We start from the raw sequence: 15,953 nt of genomic DNA, 5'->3' as shown, positions 1-15,953 counted from the left end.
TGCCTTCCCCCTTATTCTTATTTCGTAATTGGTTCTTTCTTCTCTTCCATTAAACTTGTACTATGAAGTGGCTGAACTTTTGAAGTTGGATCAATGTATACTTTCGCATTGCTGATTGCAGTAGGAGCTTCACCAAAACCACTAGCTATTAGCTTTACTTTTCCATCGTATGTACAAATATCACCCGCGGCATAAATGCCCGGGATATTCGTTTCCATTCTTGAATTAACGACAATCGCATTTTTTTCAATTTCAAGTCCCCAGTCTTTTATCGGTCCCAGGGATGAGATAAATCCATAGTTAACCACGACTGCATCTACCTTTTGTATAGATTCTTGACCATTATTCACATTCTCGAGTACCACATATTCAATCTCTTCAGAACCACGCAATTCAACAGGGACATAAGGAGTCATAACATTAACGGTAGAGTTCGTTAAATTTTCAACGCTATGCTCATGTGCACGGAATTTTTCACGTCGGTGCGCAATGGTTACGTTATTAGCGATAGGCTCCAGCATTAAGGCCCAATCAACTGCTGAATCACCACCACCAAACACAACAACATCCTTTTCCGTAAACGAATTTAGGTTATCCACAAAATAATGAAGGTTTTTCCCCTCAAATTTTTCTTCTGTACTAATTTTTAGTTTCCTCGGCTGAAATGCACCATTACCCGCTGTAATAATGATTGTTCTTGAAAAATGAACTTCTTTATTTGTTGTTAACTTAAAAATACCATCTTCCTGCTTTTCAATTGTTTCAACCGCCTGCTCTAAGCAGACCTCTTGTTTAAACGCTTTCATTTGTTCTTTTAAATTATTAACTAGTTCCTGTGCCCGCACTTTTGGAAATCCTGCAACATCATAAATAAACTTTTCTGGATATAATGCAGATAACTGACCTCCTAGCTGTGGCAAACTTTCTATGATCTTGACAGACATTTGTCTCATGCCACCATAAAATGCTGTAAAAAGCCCGACTGGTCCGCCGCCAATAATCGTGACATCGACTACATTACTTTGCTGGTTCATCTGATTTCTTCCTTTCCATCAAGTTATGCATTAATCACAGCATCTTTCCGCTTGTCAACAACACGAATGGCTTTTCCCTCTGAACGCGGAATGCTTTTTGGGATGTTAACAACAATATCCATTGTTACAAGACATGTGGATTTCATATGGTGCTGAATCGCCTTCTTTAATTTTTGTACATTTTCATGTGTTAAGTCTCCATCTATACCTTTATAGAAACCGCTTTCAATTTCAATATGCAGTTCAACACTATCCATGTTACCTTTCTTAATAAGATGAATCTGATAATGAGGAACAATCCCCTCCATTTGGAACAGCACACGCTCAATTTCAGATGGGAATACATTCACGCCTCTTACTATGATCATATCGTCCGTCCTGCCTTTAACACGGGACATTCTTGTTGTCGTACGTCCGCATCTACACTGCTCATGAGTAATGGAAGCAATATCACCTGTACGATATCGAATAATTGGTAGCGCTTCCTTTGTTAAACTAGTAAAAACAAGTTCTCCATCTTCTCCGTCCTCTACGGGTTCAAGCGTATCTGGGTTGATTACTTCAACAAGAAAATGATCTTCTGCGATATGAAGTCCATCCTGTGCTTCATGACATTCAATAGCAACACCCGGCCCCATGATCTCACTTAAACCGTAAATATCGACCGCTTTCAAGTTCAGTTTCTTTTCAAGAGTAGCTCTCATTTCCTCTGACCATGGCTCAGCTCCGAAAATTCCATACTCAAGCCCATTATCAGCTGGGTCAATCCCCATCTCTTCCATCTTTTCAGCAATATTCAAAATATAAGAGGGAGTACCACAAATGCCTCGCGGTTTAAAATCATTAATAATGGTAATTTGACGATCTGTGTTTCCACCTGAAATAGGAACCGTTGCAACGCCTAACTGCTCTGCACCATAGTGAAGACCCAGTCCGCCTGTAAACAGACCATATCCGTATGCATTATGAAAAATATCCGATTTCCGCCCTCCCGCAGCGACAATTCCTCGCGCGACGGTAGTTGCCCAGTTCTCCAAATCATTTTTCGTATATCCGACAATTGTCGGCTTCCCGCTTGTTCCGGATGATCCATGTATACGAGTTACATCTTCCATCGGAACCGCGAATAAACCGAACGGATATTGATCGCGCAGAACCTGTTTTTTTGTAAATGGAAGCTTTGTAATATCGCTTAACTGTTGAATATCTTCTGGATTAAGACCCAGTTCTTCAAATTTCTCTCTGTAATAAGGTACATTCTCATATACATGGCTTACCGTTTTTTTAAGGCGTGTCACTTGTAATCTTTCCATTTCAGCACGCGTAGCTGTTTCAACTTCTGGATTGTACATTATTTCAGTCCCCCTTATTTGCTCGTTCTTCATCCGACCCCTTTTTCATAACGATATAAAAACGGAATATTAATTATTGTTATGTTTCATTTTTAAGATTAATACGCCATTTATACGTTGTCAATAATGTTTTCTTTGAAATTATCAAAATTAGCAAAATTAACAAAAAATTTAATTTTAAATTTACATAACTTTCTGACTATGATACTTTTACATTGATATATATCAAATTTAGATACACTCGTTTTAAAATCGTATTATAATTTCAAGGGGGGATTATTATGGAATCGCCAGTAAAAACAGATCATTTAATCAAAGGCAATGACAGAGAGATTCAGTATCGTAAATTAATTGAAACAGAAGATTTCAAAGATTTACTTCAAAAGAAAAAAGCATTCATTGTACCAGTCACTCTATTCTTTCTTACATTTTATTTTGTCCTGCCTGTTTTAGCTGCTTATACAGATGTATTAAAGGGCGAAGCTTTTCTAAATATTACATGGGCATGGGTGTACGCACTTCTCCAATTTGCTGTCGTATGGATCGGAGGAATTGTCTATATTAAGAAATCAGCGAAGTACGACAAGATGGCTAAGAATATTTTAACTAAATATCGGGAGGAGCTTGGCGAATGAGCACTTTATCTCTTACGCTTTTTTTAGGCATCATTTTGTTAACGCTTACAATAACATATTATTCATCTAAAAAGACGAAAAACGCAAGTGATTTTTATACAGCAGGTGGCGGATTGACTGCCTGGCAAAATGGATTAGCCGTGGCCGGTGACTTTATGTCAGCTGCTTCTTTCCTAGGAATTACAGGAGCGATTGCACTAATCGGTTTCGATGGCTTTTATATGAGTATCGGGAACCTTGTTGCATTCCTCGTCTTATTGTATCTTGTTTCAGAGCCACTGCGTAACTTGGGAAAATATACGCTGGCAGACATGATTTCAGCGCGTTTCAAATCAAAAAAAGTACGTGGGATAGCTGCCGCGAACACACTTGTCATTTCAATCTTTTACATGATTGCACAACTAGTTGGTGCTGGTGGATTAATTAAACTGTTGCTCGGCATCGATTACGGGCTATCCGTTCTTCTCGTCGGTGTATTGATGACAATTTACGTAATTTTCGGCGGGATGAGAGCGACAAGCTGGGTGCAAATCACCAAAGCTGTTCTTTTACTGTGCGGTTCCGCTGTGTTGACCTTTATTGTTTTTTCCCGCTTTAATTTTAACATCTCTGAAATGTTCCACCATGTTCAAACAGCAACACCTCTTGGAAGTAATTTTTTAAATCCAGGCAATAAATACACTGATGGACTTGACATGATTTCATTTAATATGTCACTTGTCCTGGGCGCAGCTGGCCTTCCCCATCTGCTCGTCCGCTTCTTTACAGTAAAGGACGCGGCTACTGCAAGAAAATCGGTAGTATATTCCACATGGTTTATAGGCATATTTTTTATCATGACTATTTTCCTAGGATTCGGAGCTGCTTCTTTCGTAGGATTTGACCGCATCGTTGAAGCAAACTCTGCTGGAAACATGGCAGCGCCACTCCTCGCATTAACCGTGGGCGGTGAATTTTTGTTCGCTTTCGTTTCAGCTGTCGCATTTGCCACTATTTTAGCGGTTGTATCCGGTCTTGTTTTAACGTCTGCGTCCGCTTTCGCACATGACATTTATGGAGAAATTATTAAAGACGGAAAAATAACTGAAAAGCAGCAAATTCTTGTAGCCCGTGTTGCATCAGTTAGTGTAGCTGTTATATCAATTGTGCTTGCCTTGTTTGCACAATCGTTGAACGTCGCTTTCCTTTCTGTACTTGCATTAGGAATCGCTGCAAGTGCCAACTTGCCGATTATCCTTTGTACAATTTATTGGAAACGATTTAATGCAACTGGAGCGATCACCGGCATGTTATTCGGGTTACTCAGTTCTCTTATATTAGTTATGCTCAGTCCGAATGTATGGAATCCGGAACCTGGAATGGGTATTTTCACAGGTAATCCTCTCTTCACAATGAGCAACCCGACCATTTTCACCGTGCCACTTGGTTTTATTGGTGCATATTTAGGGACAGTGTTGTCTAAAGCAAAAGAAGAGGAAAATAAATATCCGGAAGTACTTTTCAAATCTAACACTGGATTTGGGATAAGCTCAGCGAAAGACCATTGAAGAAAGGAGGATTTCCATGACCATTCAATTAGATGATCAGGATATTCATAAATTACATTATGATCAAATTAAACAAGTGCTAAAAGACGAACCATTTGCATCTTTTCTCGGTATGAAACTGACAAAACTTGGGCCTGGCACAGCGGAAGCTGAATTAATCCCTGACGACCGCATGCTCAATTCACATGGAACGGTTCACGGAGCAATTATCTTTTCACTTGCGGATTACGTATTCGCAGCTGCGAGCAATTCATACGGCAAAATAGCAGTGGGCGTCACAACCAATGTTAACTTTATATCAGCTGGCAAACGTGGTGAGACTTTAACTGCAAATGCAAAAGAAATAAAGAAAAATCACAAACTCGCATGGTACAAAATCGAAGTCCTAAATGAAAAGGAACTAATCGCAACCATGGAAGCGATGGTATATCGGAAGAATCATTATTTTGTTCAACAAGATGAATAAAGCATTATTAAAACCGGACAAGTCAGTCGACCTGTCCGGTTGGCTATTTCTCCTTGATAGATAGGCCTTTAACAAGACCTATATAGGAGGGTAATAGATAACTGGATTCAAAAAATAATACTTAAAATGACTATCGCTACAGTTGTACGGATTTCAAAAGTTTTCCGACTAGTTATTAACTACAATTCCTGAGTCCATCACTTTTAACCACTTCCCCCGCTCTTTCTTACTTATTTCACCAGTCTCATAAACCCGTTTTCCCTTATTAAAGGTGGCGGTTATTTTACAAGGAAAGACATGACCCATATAGACACTTTGCTTATTCTTCGCGAAAAAATTCGTTTCCAAAACTTTGTGTGTCTCATTCAGGGATACAATCGCAATGTCCGCATCCATCCCAGCCTTTATTTTTCCTTTTCTTGAAGAAAGACCAAATCGTTTAGCTGAAGCTGCCGCCGTCCACTCAGTAACTTTCTGCAAAGGGATATCATATGTAACGGCCATTTCAATCATCGACATCAATGAAAATTGCCCCCGCTTATTCCACCCCACGCTTCAAAAAGATTATGTGTTGTAGGGTCCTTCAGTTCATAGGGAGATGGAGAGTGATCGGAAGAAATCATGTCAAACTTACCTTCAATATAAAAGGTTAATCAACCTTTCCTGTTCAGCTTTTTCACGCAGTGGTGGAGCACACTTTGCAACCGCGCCTTTTTCGATTAGATCATTCTGATTGAATAATAAATAATGAGGACAGGTTTCAACCGTTACATCCAGACCCCGTTGTTTGGCTGATTCTATTTTTTCGATGGCCAATCCACTGCTAATATGGACAAAATGCAGCGGACAGCCTGTCAACCCTGCGTATGTAATAGCCCGTTCCACCGCCTCAGATTCTGCATGCACAGGTCTTGTAGCCGCATAATCATCTGAACTGAATAGACCGAGCTCCTCTTTTTCCTGCTTCAGCCACTGTGTAATCGGTTCACTTTCCGCATGAAGTGCCAAAACCTTACCCAACTTTGCGATTTTCTTCATTCCGTGCAGAAGAGTAAAATCATCTGCACGTTCAAACTCATCATTTCCTGTCGTCGAGAGAAAGGCTTTAAAACCGATGACTCCGGATTTAGCTAACTCCTCTAAATCTTCTATATTTCCCGGGACCAGTCCACCCCATAAACCGAAATCTATAACTGATTTTTCTTCACCAACATTGACCTTCTCAAGGAGCGCCTTTTGATCAACAGTTGAAGGAATTCCATTCAAAGGCATATCAAAATACGTGGTACAACCGCCAGCAGCCATCATTTGCGACCCTGTTTCAAACCCTTCCCAATGAGCTCGACCGGGTTCACTAAAATGGACATGCACATCAATCATGCCTGGAAAAATGTACTGACCTTTTGCCCTCTTCATTAGCTTTACTATCTAGCTGATTCCCGACCTTAACAATCACTCCATTTTGAACCGCAATATCAGCTTTCTGCACTTCATCAGGTAAAACTACGTAACCATTGCCGATAATAAGGTCGTATGTTGACATGAACATCACTCCTTCATAATAAAAAAATCAAATAGAACCCCTACCTACACCCACTTTCTCTGTCTTCCCTACATATACATCAAGTGCAGCCTGTAAAGCTTCTCCTCGATTCACTTCGAAACCTTGGCGTAAAAGAACGGCTTCTAAGGAAGCTAGCACAAAGAGAATGTTTTCTTTCCGACAGCTGAATCCCATGGTGCCGATTCTCCAGATCTTTCCGTGAAGCGGACCAAACGAGGAGGCGATCTCGATACTGAATTCATTCAACAGCATACCTCGTACCGCTTCCCCGTCGATACCTTCTGGAATTCCGATACAAGTTACACACGGAAGTTTGTTTTCCTGATCCCCAAATAACGTTAATCCCATTGCCTTGACTCCTGCAATGAGGGCAGATTCATGGATTTTATGACGAGCGAAGCGTTTTTCCAATCCTTCTTCAAGTACAAGGCGCAACCCTTCACGTAACGCATAAATCATTGAAGTTGCCTCTGTATGGTGATTCAAGCGGCGCGGGCCCCAATAATCCTGCAGCATACTTAAATCGAAATAATTGCTGGTGATGGGGCGGTGGCTCAAGACCTTTTGGCGGTCCTCTTCTGTCGCAATCCCACGTTCCACTTTTTTACGAGACTGAATGATTTTTTCAATTCTCTCATTATACGTAATCGGCGCCATCCCTGAAGGAACAGACAAGCATTTTTGCGTCCCGCCTATTAATCCATCAATACACCATTCATCTACCTTTACGTCTGTTCCGCCGATGGAAGCAACCGCATCGACCACAAGCAAGACATCCAATTCACGGCAGGCCACCCCAATTTCCTTCAACGGCTGCATACACCCCGTAGAAGTTTCTCCATGAACAATCGCAGTTATTTTTGGGGACACTTTCTTGATTTCCTTAATGACCACTTGCGGATCAAACACTTCTCCCCATGAACATTCAATCGTATGAACTTCCGCTCCATATCGTTCACAAATTTCAACTAACAAATGACCAAATCTTCCAAAAATAGGAACCAGAACTTTATCTCTCGGTTCAATGATGCTGCAAAGGATCGCTTCATTGCCGGATCTTGATGTACCATCAATTGGAAAAGCCCACTTATTTTTCGTTTGAAAAACCAACCGAAGCATTTCCATCACTTCATTCATGATTGTAGTAAATGCGGGGTCAAATTGCCCTAATATAGGTGTGCTCATCGCTCTTAGCACACGCGGATCCACCTCGACTGGACCTGGAGTCATGATTGTCCTCATCGGTGTATGTAATTCTGAAAATGCCATTTTCCTCAGCTCCCTTTAATAGGCTAATCTATATAGTATTTCGCTTAAAACATCGATTCCCCTTTCCAAATCTGGAACACTAGTAAACCCCTTAGGTGAGTGGCTGATTCCCCCCTGACTCGGAACAAACAGCAAGCAAGTTGGGCACATTGTTCCAAATACCTGTGCATCATGCCCCGCTCCACTAACAATATTTTGATAAGAAATATTTTTTTCATCTGCAATTTCTCGCACAAGGTGATTCATTTCCACATCCATCTCAACAGGTTTAACATCCATCCATTGTGAAATCTCCAGTTTTATTTTCGCTTCTTCCGCAAAGGAATCAAAATTCGAAAAGATCTCCTTACAAAACGAATCAAGAATCGTTTCCTGATGATGCCTGATATCCAGACTGAACACCACTTCACCAGCAATCACATTCGGGACATTAGGTTTAACCTCTACTGGTTGTCATTTGCAGAAGCGAATAAACAAGATGTTAAACTGGGGTTTGCAAAAGATCTTGCTACTTGTACTCCCCAAGAAATTTATCGTGAGTGGTTTTCTATAAATGGAGGGGGGAAATTTGGACATAGTCGACTGGGATACTTTATCGATTGGGTCATAAATTCCGTAATTTAAATTCGCCTTTTCCAGACAAAAAGATAATATTATTTCATTTATATTTTCTATTATCTTGTTAAATACAAAAAAATCATTCATTTCGTAATTATTATTAAAATTATATGTACATTTCGAAACTAGTTTTGTTATTATAAATACATAATCATGGAAATGAATTCTAAATTTTAAAACAAAGGAGGAATCTTTGTGAAAAATCCATATACGGAATTAACTGTTGGGATGATGCGAACGGGGATTTTAGGATTCGGCGGGGGACCATCTGTAATTCCTCTCATCCGTCACGAAGCTGTTTCCCGTTATCAATGGCTTGACGATGATGAATTTGGGGAAACATTGGCAATAGCCAATACACTCCCAGGACCGATTGCCACAAAGATGGCAGCGTATCTTGGCTATAAAATAAAAGGATGGCCGGGTGCCTTTGTAAGTGTTGCAGCTCATATTTTACCTTCAGGCTTGGCAATGGTATTCTTGATTGCCTTCATTAATGTTCTAAGTAATTCAGCAATAATTAGTAATATGATTGCTGCCGTTATGCCAGTTGTAGCCGTCATGCTCGGTCAAATGGCTTATGAGTTTGGCGAAAAGGCAGTAAAAGGATTAGGAAAGGTGCTCGGTATCGTCTTTTTTGCTATTTCTTTTTTACTTCTCCAAGTCCTATCCCTGCATCCTGGTATAGTAATTATGATATTCCTTTCATATGGAGCGTTTCATTTTAAATTAAAAAATAGATTGAAAAATAAGAAGATTGATAAGAAGGAGGAATCCGCGTAATGGGTCTGATTATCATCCCTATTGGTGTAGCTGTTTTTTTAGCTTTTTTCATAGCCAATATGCTCGGCTATGGCGGGGGACCAGCTTCGATTCCGCTTATGTACGATCAAATCGTCACCCGTTATGGCTGGCTTAATAATACCGAGTTCTCCCAAATGCTCGCGCTAGGCAATTCCCTTCCAGGACCGATTGCCACCAAAATTGCCGCATATGTCGGATATGATGTGTATGGCTGGCCAGGATTTTTCGCTGCATTAGCTGGTACCATCATCCCTTCCGCAGTAGCCTTAATTTATTTATTGAAAATCCTGCAAAAATACAAGCAATCTCCCATCGTAAAAGGCATGTCCTTACTTGTGCAGCCTGTGATTGCCATCATGATGCTATTGCTTACCTGGAATATGGCCGCTGATGCTGTCGGGTCCATCGGTTACATCCATTCCTTTATCATCGCAGGATTGGCCTTCTTAGCTTTAGGCAAGTTCAAAATTCACCCAGCTTTCGTGATCATTCTTGCCTTTGCATACGGCGGTTTTATCATCCCTCTCACATAAATAATAAAATCCACCAAATGGTGGATTTTTTTAATATTAAAGTTTCATTCCCATCCGGCTCTTATAACGTTTAATGAGAATTTGGCAATCAACGCTCACAACCCCCTTGACCGCATACAACTTTTCATTAAGAAAGCGTTCCATCTCTTGATTATCAGTAAAGATCCCATGCATATGAAGCTTGCTTGGACCAGTCATATGATACAAACTCGTCACTGCTGGTTCATTCTCTAGTTGATTGGCCACCGATTCCAAATATTTAGGCTCGACCTCAACATTAAAAAACGCAGAAACCTGAATACCGACCTTTGCTGGATTAATGACCGCAGTAAACCTTTCAATCACACCGTTTTCAACAAGATGATTAATTCTCATTTGAACCGCTACTCTAGAAAGCTCCACTTTCTTTGCTAAGTCTGTATATGAAATTCGTGCATCTTCATGTAAAATCGAAATGATTTTTTTATCGATCTCATCAACTTTTAAGCTGGGAATCTTAAAGTCCTCTGCCATCCTTTGTAACTCCTTTTCGATTCATTTATTCTATTATCGCAGAGAAAACCACCGGATCACAACAAAACTTGCCTTTTCCTCATCAATTTAAACCACCGATTTCCGATTCATAAAAAAAACTGCCGATTCCTCGGCAGTTTTCTTAATGAATGATTAATAGCCAAATATATAATCCCATTAGGGTAATAAATAATGTTGGCACAGTTAGAATAATTCCAACTTTAATGATGTCAGCAACACAAGCAACTCCTTCAAACTATTTCTTAAGAATAATGGTTTTCATACAATCAATATACAGCAAAAAGGCTCCCAATTTTGGAGAACCCTTTTCAATAAGTATGTAATTAACATCAATGTGTGAACAAATGTGGATTTTTACAGACTGTCCCCCGCCTTATTCGAAAATTAAAGGTGGGGGTTTTACAACCTGTTCAACGTGGAATAAAAACTTATGAATACCCAATGCTTAATCCTTCGTTTGAAAAGTTTTCGCGATATTTTTGTATTCCTCTTCATTGAGAATACCCATTTTTTTAAATAAAGCGGAATAAACCATTATTTTTCTTTGCGTACGGTTTGTACAACACATATGAATCAGCTCCTTTTTTTACATTCTATTCAATCACAATAAAATGTTTCCTTTACGCAAAACATTTTGTATAGACTAAAATATTATTTCCCGATTTTCTCGGAGTTTTATTTTCCAACCCTATCTTGTATGGAAATCTTATGGTCCCCCTTGCAACTATTTACACTTCAGATTATCGTTATTTAAGTAACTATGTCTCAGCGAATGTTAATTTCTACTTTATTTAACTTTGTAATGGGATAAAGTATATAAAAATCTGCATACTTTCTTCATACTTTTTCGATACACTGTTCTCAATAAATAAGAAGGTGAATACACGTGAAAATCTCATTTAAATTAGGTTTATGGATGTTTGTATGCATTTTCTTAATTGAAACTGTTTCCATGATTTATTTACACAATAAAGTAGTTCATTCTCGTATCAATCAAGAATTAGAATCACTAAAGTCACGTGGCAATAGTCATCGTGACGTGTTAGAAATCTCTTATGACAATTCAACTCTTCATCACATCGGCCTGATGGAATCACATACCGATACAGATGTTGTGATTACGAATACAAAAGGCGATATCCTATTATCGTCTGAAAAGGTCAATAGCGGAATGAAGAAAATCTTAAAAAAGGACCTATCCCAAGTACCAAGAAAAGGTCTAATCATCCAATCAAGTTGGAAGGAAGAAAGATATATAGCCACCGTTACACCATTTAACAGCGATAAAGTAAATGAAGGCTATGTCTATATGTTCAAAAATACCGGAGATGTTGAAGATTTAATCTCTCAATTGAACAAACATTTTCTCTTTGCTACTTTATTGCTCCTTTTCTTTATGCTTATAACCATTTATTTTCTATCAAAAGCCTTGACTAGACCTCTTATTACGATGAAAGAAGCAACGACCAAATTAAGCAAAGGGAATTTTTCTGTATCTGTACCTGTACGTTCAAAAGATGAATTAGGGGAACTTGCACAGTCCATTCAAAGCTTGGCTAATGAGTTAAACTATTTAAAAAAGGAACGTAATGAATTTTTGGCAAGTATCTCTCATGAACTCCGCACACCACTAACGTATATTAAGGGCTATGCTGATATTGCACGGCGAAAAGATTTAGATATACCAGAAAGAACACAATACTTAGAGATCATCCATGAAGAATCAAAACGACTAAACAGTTTATTAGATGAACTATTCAATATAGCAAGAATGGATGTTAATACATTTACGATTTCAAAAGAAACCGTCCCTCTCTCTTCATTCCTGCAATCCGTTTATGAAAAAGTGTTACCTGCTTTTACGAATAAAAATATACAATTAAATCTGGAGTGTAAGGATAATTTATTTATGGATATTGACCCTTCCCGTTTTGAACAAGTTCTTCTTAACCTACTGGACAATGCGCTAAAGTACTCGAATGAATATACGGTCACTACTATCAAAGCCACTGAATCAATTGGCAATATTTCCATCTCTATAATAGATCAAGGAGTAGGAATTCCGAGAGCAGACATCCCCCATGTTTTTGATCGTTTATACCGTGTTGAGAAATCACGCGCGAGAGCTACTGGCGGATTTGGTTTGGGGCTCTCTATTGTTAAGCAATTAGTGGAAGTTCAAGGAGGAACCATTTCAGTTAAAAGTAGTATAGAGCAAGGTACGTGCTTCACTATCATATTTAAGGAGAAAAAAAATGAAGACAGTAGTTCTAGTTGATGATGAAAAGAGAATGCTTGATCTTATAGAATTATATCTTTCACCTCACGGCTATACATGCATGAAGAAGAACTCTGGACATGAAGCGCTTTTGTTCTTAAGGGAAAATCGGGCTGACTTGGTCATTCTAGATGTGATGATGCCTGAAATGGATGGATGGGAAACGTGTGAAAAAATCCGAGCGTTTTCTGATGTTCCCATTATCATGCTCACCGCTCGTGATGCGGCAGAAGAAATGGTAAAAGGATTAAAAAAGGGAGCCGACGATTATGTAACTAAACCTTTTAATGAAGAAGTTTTACTTGCTAGAATCGAAGCTGTGACGCGACGGGTACGCAATCATCCAGCGGGATATGTAAAATTTAACGGAATAACTTTAAATGAATCTGCTTATGAAGCGCATTATCAATTTAAGGCCATCCCGTTAACACCAAAAGAGTTCTCTATGTTAGGGTTACTTCTAAAATACCCTAACAAAGTGTACTCTAGAGATCATCTGCTATCGACCATATGGGGATTCAAAACAGATACAGAAGATCGGACCATCGATTCTCATATCCGAAATATTCGAGAGAAATTGCGCCATGTCGATTTTCCAGTAGACCAACATTTGAAAACAGTTTGGGGTATCGGTTATAAATGGAGTTCTGTTTGATTGATATGGAGATCATTTCTGCAGCATTATTATCAAGTGGCCCATTTTCTATTGCCGTAAGTGTATTATTAAACATTTTAATTAGTGTACTTGGGTTTATTCCAAGTGTGTTTATCACTGCCGCCAATATCACTGTGTTTGGTTTTGAAAAGGGATTAATTCTATCTTACATTGGAGAAATTGCAGGAGCAGTAATTAGCTTTTGGTTATATCGAAAAGGCCTTCAATCTTTCAAACCGAAATTCTTGAAGAACCGATGGTTAAAACAACTACAAAACTCACAAGGATGGCGTGCATTTTGGATGATCCTAATGCTTAGACTCCTTCCTTTTATACCTTCCGGCGTAATTAATCTTACAGCAGCAATAAGTAAGACGAGTGTCATAATCTTCTTCATCGCTACATCTATTGGAAAACTGCCCGCCCTCCTTATCGAGGCCTATTCAGTGACACAAGTGTTGCAGGCATCGGAGGATATAAGGAATATTTTAATATTATTGATTTTGATCATCGTAGTCTTGTCTTACTTTAAAAGAGGTAAGAATAAAGAAATGTAATGAAGGGGACCATGTAAACGGAAAAAACCTGATATTCCCATTATAAGTCAAGGTTATGATGAAATGTTTTGATAACAAAGAAGTAATAAATAATGTCACATTTTAAAAGGTAAAATGAAGGATAGATAAAACAGAACTTAATCAGCTTTATCTATCCTTTTTTGTAGTATTACAAGATTATGATTTGACAAAGATAAATTAATAATTTCGTTATTCTAGATAAGCGCCCGATTGTCTAGTAATTTTCAGCTTGATAAATATAAATTATAGAATTACTCCTTTATTGAACAATCAATTGGAAGAAGTTGTTTAATGGGACAATTCTGTCCAAAATCAAGTAAATGCACTTAACTCTTTAAAACCGCTTTACCCTTTAATTTTCTTGTTGTTTTCTAGAGGCACAGGATCAATACTCTGATCATTAGCTGTCAAGTCAATGCCATAGTCCTTCGCGAATACCATATGCGTTTCTACTAGAACCTCAGCTGTATTTTCATCTAGATTAAATACTCTGGCGCCCCGTAGTCTGTTCCTTTCAGCTCCCGGCAGACCATAAGCACCGAACCCGGTACTGCCCGCATACCCAAGCAGGATTCCGTAATAATTACCTACGTAAGTGTTTATATGATCATGACCGCAAAAAACGCCCTTGACATCGCCTCTCTCCAGCATCGCTGAGAACAGTCCCCCGTTGATTGGTCCCATACACTCTTCTTCATTTCTTTCTCCTACTATATTATGCTTTTTAACGGCAATCTCATGATTAGAGTCTGTTCTTTGGTCTACGCTCGCATACCACATAAACCTGTGTTCCCAAAGAGGAATATGGATGAAAGCGAGTGAAGGAATTTTTTTTCGCCATTTTCTCTCTAACTTCTTAGACGTCTCATAATACCAATTCACTTGATTAAAACGAAGCCAGTCCCACGTAGGATATCCTTGGAAATCTTGACCCGCTATGGTTTTTGGTGCATATCTTCCACTGTCAAGTAGCCAAAGGTTGAAAGCTGCCTTTTTTCCTTTTGAATCCTTTATAAGTAAATTCATATTACCTGTCCCAGTAATACCTTCGACAGTAGGCTTGTTCATATTGTATTTATAAGAAAGATAGATTTTGAGCATGTCTTCCTCATCAAGACCGCCCTTCGGGGTAGAATCTTCATCATGATTTCCAAAGGTAATAGCCCACTTGATTCCTCTTTGTTCCATAGGTTGTGCAACATTGTTAATGGCTTGCTTCATCTCCATAGGTGTATCGCATCCACCCGTAATATTGTCTCCATTAAGCACAACAAAATCAGGTTTTTCTGTATCAAGCACTTTCTCCATAAGCTGTAATGTTCTACGATCAATACGTTCATCATCTTGTGTATCATTAAATTGAACGATTTTTAATTTTCCATTACGATTAAATTGTAGAGAAATGTCATCTTTTTCTTCAGCGAGTGCTGTGGTGCTAAATAAATCACCTGAAAGTCCAGAGAACCCAAGTGTTAAGGCAAGTGTACTCATTCCTCCTACCTTAATAAAATTCCGTCTATCCAACCCTTCATGTGGTTCTTGATTCTTCATAATAAATCTCCCATTCTCTTCTAGTAACTGTTTTATAGGGATAAAGCTATCGACTTCAATGGTGAGCATATAGGGATTACAATAAATACGTGAAGAAAAACTATGTAGTTCCAATTCAAAATACCATTACTATAAACAAAGTCTCCCTGTTTTTCATCGCAAAAAAACTGGATTGGATATTTATAGTATTACAAGCTTACATTTTATTGAAGATCACCCTATAAAGTTCAGTTCTTACTTCATAATAAGGTGAAACTATTAGTAGAGTATTAACCTTATATAAAAGGTAAGTAAAGAAAACAATAGAAGAAGGAATGTGTGAGATATCAAAAAATCGTTTCTAGATTTCTACTGATTCATCGGGGAATTACAGTAATAGATGGTGGAATTGAAGTTATGGTTTCTAACCATTTTCACAAATTTTTCGTCTTTTTTATTAAAGTTTGGACCAACACCAGTGACATATTCCTCAATAGATTTCAATTCTTCATCTGAAATAGTTGCTGGATTTTTATAAGAAAGAAGTTGATCTAGA

At 38.6% G+C, this 15,953-nt stretch carries 15 protein-coding genes and 1 pseudogene; 8 read left to right on the top strand and 8 right to left on the bottom strand.

Going from position 1 to position 15,953, the window contains the following annotated elements:
- Positions 1-17: 17 nt before the first annotated feature.
- Both NST21_RS05375 and paaK read right to left on the bottom strand, forming a co-directional pair.
- Positions 18-1,034, bottom strand: a complete 1,017-nt coding sequence (locus tag NST21_RS05375) for an NAD(P)/FAD-dependent oxidoreductase (protein ID WP_340888136.1) — start codon at positions 1,032-1,034, stop codon at positions 18-20.
- Positions 1,035-1,057: 23 nt separating this feature from the next.
- On the bottom strand, positions 1,058-2,386 hold the full coding sequence (gene paaK / locus NST21_RS05370; protein WP_340888134.1) for a phenylacetate--CoA ligase PaaK: 1,329 nt from the start codon (positions 2,384-2,386) through the stop codon (positions 1,058-1,060).
- Between the two features lie 281 nt (positions 2,387-2,667).
- Between paaK and NST21_RS05365 the strand changes: the two genes are divergently transcribed.
- From NST21_RS05365 to NST21_RS05355, 3 genes are read left to right on the top strand one after another with little or no spacing between them, the layout of a single operon-like run.
- A complete protein-coding gene (locus NST21_RS05365) occupies positions 2,668-3,021 on the top strand; it encodes a DUF485 domain-containing protein (protein ID WP_056531113.1) in 354 nt (117 codons plus the stop codon).
- A complete protein-coding gene (locus tag NST21_RS05360; RefSeq protein WP_340888132.1) occupies positions 3,018-4,568 on the top strand; it encodes a solute symporter family protein in 1,551 nt (516 codons plus the stop codon). Before NST21_RS05365 ends, NST21_RS05360 begins: the two co-directional genes overlap by 4 nt.
- A 16-nt stretch (positions 4,569-4,584) precedes the next feature.
- Positions 4,585-5,034: a PaaI family thioesterase gene (locus NST21_RS05355; RefSeq protein ID WP_098176536.1), complete on the top strand. Its 450-nt coding sequence runs from the start codon at positions 4,585-4,587 to the stop codon at positions 5,032-5,034.
- 168 nt (positions 5,035-5,202) lie between these two features.
- Here NST21_RS05355 and NST21_RS05350 read toward each other — a convergent pair.
- From NST21_RS05350 to NST21_RS05340, 3 genes and pseudogenes are all read right to left on the bottom strand, one after another.
- Positions 5,203-6,577: pseudogene (locus NST21_RS05350) on the bottom strand (allantoinase).
- A gap of 27 nt (positions 6,578-6,604) precedes the next feature.
- On the bottom strand, positions 6,605-7,867 hold the full coding sequence (locus NST21_RS05345) for a pyridoxal-phosphate-dependent aminotransferase family protein (RefSeq protein WP_340888131.1): 1,263 nt from the start codon (positions 7,865-7,867) through the stop codon (positions 6,605-6,607).
- A 15-nt stretch (positions 7,868-7,882) separates the two neighbouring features.
- Complete coding sequence (locus NST21_RS05340; protein ID WP_340888130.1) at positions 7,883-8,269, bottom strand: M20/M25/M40 family metallo-hydrolase; 387 nt, start codon at positions 8,267-8,269, stop codon at positions 7,883-7,885.
- Positions 8,270-8,680: 411 nt separating this feature from the next.
- On the opposite strand from NST21_RS05340, the gene NST21_RS05335 reads away from it, so the two are divergent.
- Positions 8,681-9,268 (top strand): chromate transporter, encoded by a 588-nt coding sequence (locus NST21_RS05335; protein ID WP_057219454.1) that lies wholly within the window; start codon positions 8,681-8,683, stop codon positions 9,266-9,268.
- Entirely contained in the window at positions 9,268-9,822 is a 555-nt protein-coding gene (locus NST21_RS05330) for a chromate transporter (RefSeq protein ID WP_053344758.1), read from the top strand. The genes NST21_RS05335 and NST21_RS05330 overlap by 1 nt, the downstream gene beginning before the upstream one ends.
- Before the next feature lie 36 nt (positions 9,823-9,858).
- On the opposite strand, the gene NST21_RS05325 is transcribed toward NST21_RS05330, so the two are convergent.
- Positions 9,859-10,335 carry an Lrp/AsnC family transcriptional regulator gene (locus NST21_RS05325; protein ID WP_053344757.1) on the bottom strand — a complete coding sequence of 159 codons (477 nt, stop codon included), beginning with the start codon at positions 10,333-10,335 and terminating at the stop codon, positions 9,859-9,861.
- A gap of 142 nt (positions 10,336-10,477) precedes the next feature.
- Positions 10,478-10,561: an ArsB/NhaD family transporter gene (locus NST21_RS05320; protein ID WP_340892460.1), complete on the bottom strand. Its 84-nt coding sequence runs from the start codon at positions 10,559-10,561 to the stop codon at positions 10,478-10,480.
- Between the two features lie 681 nt (positions 10,562-11,242).
- On the opposite strand from NST21_RS05320, the gene NST21_RS05315 reads away from it, so the two are divergent.
- Genes NST21_RS05315 through NST21_RS05305 form a run of 3 tightly spaced genes read left to right on the top strand, consistent with a single transcriptional unit; the run spans position 11,243 to position 13,846 of the window.
- Positions 11,243-12,634, top strand: a complete 1,392-nt coding sequence (locus NST21_RS05315) for a HAMP domain-containing sensor histidine kinase (RefSeq protein WP_340888129.1) — start codon at positions 11,243-11,245, stop codon at positions 12,632-12,634.
- Positions 12,612-13,289, top strand: a complete 678-nt coding sequence (locus NST21_RS05310; RefSeq protein ID WP_340888127.1) for a response regulator transcription factor — start codon at positions 12,612-12,614, stop codon at positions 13,287-13,289. Before NST21_RS05315 ends, NST21_RS05310 begins: the two co-directional genes overlap by 23 nt.
- Before the next feature lie 5 nt (positions 13,290-13,294).
- A complete protein-coding gene (locus tag NST21_RS05305) occupies positions 13,295-13,846 on the top strand; it encodes a TVP38/TMEM64 family protein (protein WP_340892459.1) in 552 nt (183 codons plus the stop codon).
- A 366-nt stretch (positions 13,847-14,212) separates the two neighbouring features.
- On the opposite strand, the gene NST21_RS05300 is transcribed toward NST21_RS05305, so the two are convergent.
- Positions 14,213-15,418, bottom strand: a complete 1,206-nt coding sequence (locus tag NST21_RS05300) for a metallophosphoesterase family protein (RefSeq protein WP_053344754.1) — start codon at positions 15,416-15,418, stop codon at positions 14,213-14,215.
- Positions 15,419-15,953 lie beyond the last annotated feature (535 nt).

Source organism: Peribacillus sp. FSL K6-1552, from assembly GCF_038005205.1.
In the GTDB taxonomy this organism is placed as follows: Bacteria; Bacillota; Bacilli; order Bacillales; family DSM-1321; genus Peribacillus; species Peribacillus butanolivorans.
Note: the sequence above shows the minus strand (reverse complement) of the source record. Positions and strands in the feature narration are given on the sequence as shown.